A 6057-nucleotide genomic window follows, 5' to 3' on the forward strand; every position below is an offset into this window, starting at 1 on the left:
ACGCCCTGATCGGCGAAGCGCGCGGCGAGCCGGGCGGCCTCGCGCGCATGGTCCGGCCCGGCGCCGCGGTCGATACTCACGATCGCCCCGTTCCACACCCCGTGCCGGCGCCCGGCGTCGGCGGCGGTGGGCAGGATAAACTCGAGCGCCTCTACAGCCGTATCGAAGGCCGCAGACTTCTCGGGGATCGACGCGTACTCGAGCGCCACGACCCCCTGCGCGGCGGCGTCGGCCATCACCTCGTCGAGCAGCCGGGCCACGCGCTCCGGGGTGTGGAGCAGGCCGATGAGCAGGCCGTAGGCGTCGAGGAACTGCGTGAAATCGGGGTAGTGGACGAGCGGCGGCACGGCGATGCCGTCCTCGGCGCACCACTGCCGCAGCGTGTCCTCGCGCATCGCGGCCTCGAGGTGCAGGTGCAGGTGGGCCTTGGGGAGCGCCGCGTAGCGGGCGCGCGCCGTCACTGGTCGCCCTTTGCCTCGCCCTTCCAGTCGCCCTGCGCATCGCCAGTGAGGTTCCGCGCTTCGTCGGCCACAGCCTGGTGCGTCAGCGGATCGGAGCCGTCCCAGCAGGCGATGTTCTTGGCCTGGGGCAGGTCGTCTCGGTGAAAGACCGGATTGTGGCCGGCGGCCTTCTGCTTGAGGTAGTGGTGCAGCAGCGCCACCGCGAGACTGCCGAGCGGGATGATCGCGATGAGGTTGATGGTGGCCATGAAGCCCATGAACAGGTCCGCCAGGCCCCACACCAGGTCCACGGAGCCGAGCGCGCCGCCGAGAACCGCGAGCAGCACCAGGCCGCGGAAGATGTTGATCGCTAGCGGGCTGTCGCGCAGGAAGTTGATGTTTGCCTCGCCGTAGTACGAGTTGCCGAGGATCGAGGAAAAGGCGAGGAAGAAGATCACGATGGTGATGAACGGGATCCCCCAGTCGCCGACCTGCGAGGCCAGGGCGTTCTGGGTCAGGGAGATGCCCTCGCGGTCGCCGCCGAAGGTGGGATCGGACAGCAGGATGATGAACGCCGTCGCCGAGCACACGACGAGGGTGTCGAAGTAGACGCCGAGCGACTGGACGAGGCCCTGCTTGGCCGGGTGGGAGACCGATGCGGTGGCCGCGGCGTTGGGCACGGAGCCCATGCCGGCCTCGTTGGAGAACAGGCCTCGGCGCATGCCCTGCATGATCGCCGCGCCGATGGTCGCCCCGGCGACCTCCTTGAAGCCCAGGGCCTGACCGACGATGAGGGTGACCATCTCCGGTACTTCGGTGATATTTATGGCGACGACGACGAGCGCCACCACGATGTACGCGGACGCCATGACGGGGACCAGTACCTCGGTGACCGAGGACAGCCGGCGGACCCCACCGAAGATGACGAGTCCGGTGATGGCGGCCAGCACGATGCCGATGATCAGGCCCGATCCCAGACCGGTGAGGTCGAACTGGTTGCGGACCGACTCGGAGATGGAGTTGGCCTGGACGGCGTTGAACACGAATCCGTAGGTGACCGTGATGATCACCGCGAATGCTACGGCGACCGGCTTCCAGCCCAGCCCGTCACGGATGTAGTAGGCGGGGCCGCCAACGTAGGAGTCCTTGCCGCGGACCTTGTACAGCTGACCGAGGGTGGATTCGATGAACGCGGTGGCACCGCCGATGATCGCGATGAGCCACATCCAGAACACCGCGCCCGGGCCGCCCACGGTGATGGCGATCGCCACGCCGGCCACGTTGCCGGTGCCGACGCGGGAGGCCGCCGAGATAGTGAACGCCCGGAACGCCGAGATGCCCTTCTTGCCGGTCTCGATCTCCGACGGTTTCTCGGTGATCGTCCGCAGCATCTCCGGGAACATCCGGATCTGCACCACCAGCGTGGTGACGGAGAAATACAGGCCCGCGAACACCAGTAGAGCGATCACGCCGTACCAGTAGATGTCGTTTACGGATCCCACGAGGTCAGTGATATAGGTCACGGCCAGACATTATCTGATAGCGGCGGGAGATTCCGAGTGACCGACGGTGACTGGGCGGAATTTCATCGGGGGCTGTGCTCATCTTCAACTGCATCGTGAGCAGGGGGCGGCGCCTGCGCGTCCGCGAACGGGGGAGGCTGCTCCGGCTGCGCCACGTAATCTGGTCGGGTGACTGATTCTGGGCCCGATTCCGATCCTGGGGCGAGTGACGCCGACGGTGCCAGCTCCGGCGACGCCTCCCGCGGCGAGGGCATGCTGGCGCCCACGGCTCCGGATGTGGCACTGCTCTTCGAGGGCGGCGGCATGCGCGCGGTGCACACCGCAGGCGTGGTGGAGACGCTCATCGAGTCCAACATCCACGCCGGGCTGGTGGCCGGCATCTCGGCCGGTTCGTCGCATCTGGCCAACTACCTGTCCCGGGACGCGTACCGGGCGCGCCGCAGTTTCGTGGAGATGGCCGCGGATCCCAATTTCGGCGACTGGCGCAGCTTCGCCCGCGGCAAGGGCCTGTTCAACGCCGAGTACATCTACGAGCAGGCGGGCCTTCCGGATCAGGCCCTACCGTTCGATTTCGAGACGTTCTCCTCCAGCGGTGCCGCCGCACGGATCGGTACGTTCCGGTGCTCGACCGGCGAGACGGTGTTCTGGACCGAAGAGGACACGGCGACCATGTCCGGTCTGATGCGGATGGTGCGGTCGTCGTCGACCATGCCGGTGTGGATGCCGCCCGTGCTGATCGACGGCGAGTACTACGTCGACGGTGCCCTCGGCCACGACGGCGGCGTTCCGCTGTCGGCCGCGCGGGATGCCGGCTTCGAGAAGTTCCTCATCGTGCTCACCCAGCCGAAGGGCTACCGCAAGATCCCGCCACGTCGTCTCACGCCGTTCTACCGGTCGTACTTCCGTCGCTTCCCGGCGGTCGGCGACGCGCTCCTGCATCGGTGGGCTCTGTATAACGAGACCCTCGACGAGATCGATGAGCTCGAGGCATCCGGCGAGGCCGTGGTCTTCCGCCCGGACAAGGTGATGATCCGCAGCTACGAGCGCAGAGTCGACCGCCTTTCCGAGGCCTATGACCTCGGCCGCGAGCAGGCTCTCGGCGAGGTCGGCCTGTGGCGCGAGTTCTGCGGTCTCGACGGCGCTCCGGTGCAATAGGCGCAGCCCTGAGCCGTGAGCCCTGAGCCCTGAGTGCAGCGCCCGGCGCCAGATCGTTGTGGTGCTCCTATGAGCCGAAGAGTGCCGCTCCACCGCCGATGGTGCCGAGGATGTACGCGGGTAGGTAGACGAATCCGTCGATCGCGTCGGACCCGACCGGACCCGGTGCGATGTCAGCGGACGCCGACGCGAGGTTGTGCCAGAACGTGGAGAACATGACTGCCTTCCCTGGTGCGCCCACCTGGTGTGGGCCTCGTCACTCACCTTTCCCCCGTTCCGTCCAAGAGTTCACCGGTCGCCTGGTCGCTTAGGTTCGCCTCAATAGACAGACTGGTCTGTTCTCGGTACTGTCGCGGGCATGACCGACACCGCAGCTCCTTCTCGCCCCGCTCGTCCCGCGCGCGCTCCCAAGCCGAAGGGACAGTGGAAAATCGATGGGAAGCTTCTCCTGAACCACAACGAGGAGTTCAAATCCGAGGATGATGCGCTCAACGTCAAGCAGCGCATCCTCGATGTGTATTCCAAGGAGGGCTTCGACTCGATCCCGTCGGACGACCTGTCCGGCCGGTTCCGTTGGATGGGCCTGTACACGCAGCGTAAGCAGGGCATCTCGGGCGCACGGACGTCCAAGCTCGAGGCCGATGAGCTGCAGGACAAATACTTCATGATGCGCGTGCGCATCGACGGCGGAGCCGTCACCACCGAGCAGCTGCGCGTCATCGCCGGCGTCTCGACCGAGTTCGCCCGCAACACCGCGGACATCTCGGACCGCCAAAACGTCCAGTACCACTGGATCCGCATCGAGGACATCCCCGAGATCTGGCGGCGCTTCGACGAGGTCGGCCTGACCACCATGGAGGCATGCGGCGATTGCCCGCGCGTCGTGCTCGGCAGCCCGGTCGCCGGCATCGCGGCCGACGAGATCATCGACCCGACCCCGGCGATCGAGGAGATCAAGAGCCGCTACATCGGCAGCCCCGAGTTCTCCAACCTGCCGCGCAAGTACAAGTCGGCGTTCACGGGTCACCCGAGCCTGGACGTGGTCCACGAGATCAACGACATCGCGTTCGTCGGCGTGGTCCACCCCGAGCTCGGCGCCGGCTACGACCTGTGGGTCGGCGGCGGACTGTCCACCAACCCGCAGCTCGCGCAGCGCCTGGGTACCTTCGTCCGGCCCGAGGAGGCCGTCGAGGTGTGGCACGGCGTCACCAGCGTGTTCCGTGACTACGGCTACCGCGCCCAGCGCACCCGGAACCGACTGAAGTTCCTCGTCAAGGACTGGGGCGTCGAGAAGTTCCGCCAGGTCTTGGAGGACGAGTACCTCGGCCGCGCGCTCGCCGACGGACCGGCGCCGGCCAAGGCCACGGCCCCCGGCGACCACATCGGCGTGTTCAAGCAGAAGGACGGCCGCTTCTTCGTGGGTGCCACCACGACCGTCGGCCGCGCCGGCGGCGACGTGCTCACCAAGGTCGCCGACCTCGCGGAGGCCGCGGGTTCCACTCGCGTCCGCTTCACCCCGCACCAGGGTGTCATCGTGCTGGACGTCGACGAGGACCAGGTCGAGCCCCTCATCGAGGGCCTGGCCGCGGTGAACCTGCACGCCCGGCCCAGCTCGTTCCGCCGCTGGACCATGGCCTGCACCGGCATCGAGTACTGCAAGCTGGCGTTCGTCGACACCAAGGACTCGGCCACCGAGCTGGTCGCCGAGCTGGAGAAGCGCTTCGCCGGTGACGCGCCGCTGGAGACGCCGCTGTCGATCCACCTCAACGGCTGCCCCAACAGCTGCGCCCGTATCCAGACCGCCGACATCGGACTCAAGGGCCAGCTGCTCGACGGCGACACCCCCGGTTTCCAGGTCCACCTCGGTGGCGGACTGGCGGCGAGCCACCGTGACGAGGGCGGCCTCGGCCGCACCGTGCGCGGCCTGCGCGTGAAGACCTCGGACCTCGCCGACTACGTCGAGCGCGTGATCCGCAAGTACGTCGACGACCGCGACGCCGGCGAGACCTTCGCCGAGTGGGCGCACCGAGTGGATGAAGAGGTGCTCGTGTGACACCGGTATCCCTGGAACTGCTGCCCCGAAGCACGGTGCTGACCCCCGGCCCCGGCCGCAAGCGCAGTGCCGAGGAGCTCAAGGCGATCGCCGAGGAGGCCGCGCGCCGCTTCGACGACCGCGGGCTCTACGGCAACCACGACGAGATCGACCCGAACGAGGTCCTGGCCTGGGCCGGCGAGACCTTCGGCGACGCCCTGGCCGTGGCCTGCTCGATGGCCAACACGGTCGTGCCCGAGATGACCGCACCCCACGCCCCCGGTGTGGACGTGCTGTTCCTCGACACCGGCTACCACTTCTCGGAGACGGTCGGGGTCCGCGACGCGCTCGCGGCCACGCCCGGCCTCAACGTGGTGGACGTCCGCAGCCCCGCGACCCGTGAGGAGCACGAGGCGGTCCTCGGCGCCAAGCCCTACGAGACGGACCCCGAGCTGTGCTGCCGCCTGCGCAAGGTCGAGCCGCTGGACGCCGCCCTGTCCGGTTACGAGGCCTGGATCACCGGCCTGCGCCGCGTCGACACCGACCACCGGGCCGGTGCGGGCATCGTCGAGTGGGACGCCAAGCACGGGATGATCAAGATCAACCCGCTGGTCGCGTGGACGCTCGAGCGGGTCCACAAGTACGCGGAGGAGCACGGCTGCCTGCTCAACCCGCTGCTCGACGACGGCTACCCGTCGATCGGCTGCGAACCGTGCACCCACCGCGTCGAGGCGGGCGCCGATCCGCGCTCGGGTCGCTGGGCCGGCTCGTCCAAGACTGAGTGCGGCATCCACCTGTGACCTCCGCCCTCGCCGGTCTGGCACGCACCCCGGCGCCCGCCCCCGCGCTCGACGGCCTCCCGCTCACCGTGGGGCTGCTCGGCCGCGAGGTGCTGGTCGTCGGCGCC

General features: G+C 68.2%; 5 protein-coding genes and 1 pseudogene. 3 read left to right on the forward strand and 3 right to left on the reverse strand.

Features of this window, described 5'->3' with window-relative positions:
* Positions 1 to 461: pseudogene (locus G6016_RS16645) on the reverse strand (adenosine deaminase); the annotation flags it as partial.
* The gene (locus G6016_RS16650; RefSeq protein WP_182633707.1) at positions 458 to 1963 is read right to left on the reverse strand and encodes an amino acid carrier protein; all 1506 of its coding nucleotides are present in this window, start codon (positions 1961 to 1963) and stop codon (positions 458 to 460) included. The pseudogene G6016_RS16645 and the gene G6016_RS16650, both read right to left, overlap by 4 nt.
* Before the next feature lie 168 nt (positions 1964 to 2131).
* Between G6016_RS16650 and G6016_RS16655 the strand changes: the two genes are divergently transcribed.
* Positions 2132 to 3118, forward strand: coding sequence for a patatin-like phospholipase family protein (locus G6016_RS16655; protein WP_338403659.1), 987 nt, complete (start codon positions 2132 to 2134; stop codon positions 3116 to 3118).
* Positions 3119 to 3185: 67 nt separating this feature from the next.
* Here the strand turns inward: G6016_RS16655 and G6016_RS16660 are convergent, their stop codons facing one another.
* The gene (locus G6016_RS16660) at positions 3186 to 3335 is read right to left on the reverse strand and encodes a hypothetical protein (RefSeq protein WP_182633708.1); all 150 of its coding nucleotides are present in this window, start codon (positions 3333 to 3335) and stop codon (positions 3186 to 3188) included.
* Positions 3336 to 3476: 141 nt separating this feature from the next.
* On the opposite strand from G6016_RS16660, the gene G6016_RS16665 reads away from it, so the two are divergent.
* Complete coding sequence (locus G6016_RS16665; RefSeq protein ID WP_182633709.1) at positions 3477 to 5171, forward strand: nitrite/sulfite reductase; 1695 nt, start codon at positions 3477 to 3479, stop codon at positions 5169 to 5171.
* Positions 5168 to 5950 (forward strand): phosphoadenylyl-sulfate reductase, encoded by a 783-nt coding sequence (locus tag G6016_RS16670; RefSeq protein WP_182633710.1) that lies wholly within the window; start codon positions 5168 to 5170, stop codon positions 5948 to 5950. The genes G6016_RS16665 and G6016_RS16670 overlap by 4 nt, the downstream gene beginning before the upstream one ends.
* The last annotated feature ends 107 nt before the right edge of the window (positions 5951 to 6057 follow it).

This window comes from Dietzia aerolata, assembly GCF_014144865.1.
Taxonomy (GTDB): Bacteria; Actinomycetota; Actinomycetes; order Mycobacteriales; family Mycobacteriaceae; genus Dietzia; species Dietzia aerolata.

Coding starts and splice junctions, on each gene's coding strand:
- G6016_RS16660 (WP_182633708.1), bottom strand. CDS start 3,335: ATGTTCTCCACGTTCTGGCACAACCTCGCGTCGGCGTCCGCTGACATC.
- G6016_RS16665 (WP_182633709.1), top strand. CDS start 3,477: ATGACCGACACCGCAGCTCCTTCTCGCCCCGCTCGTCCCGCGCGCGCT.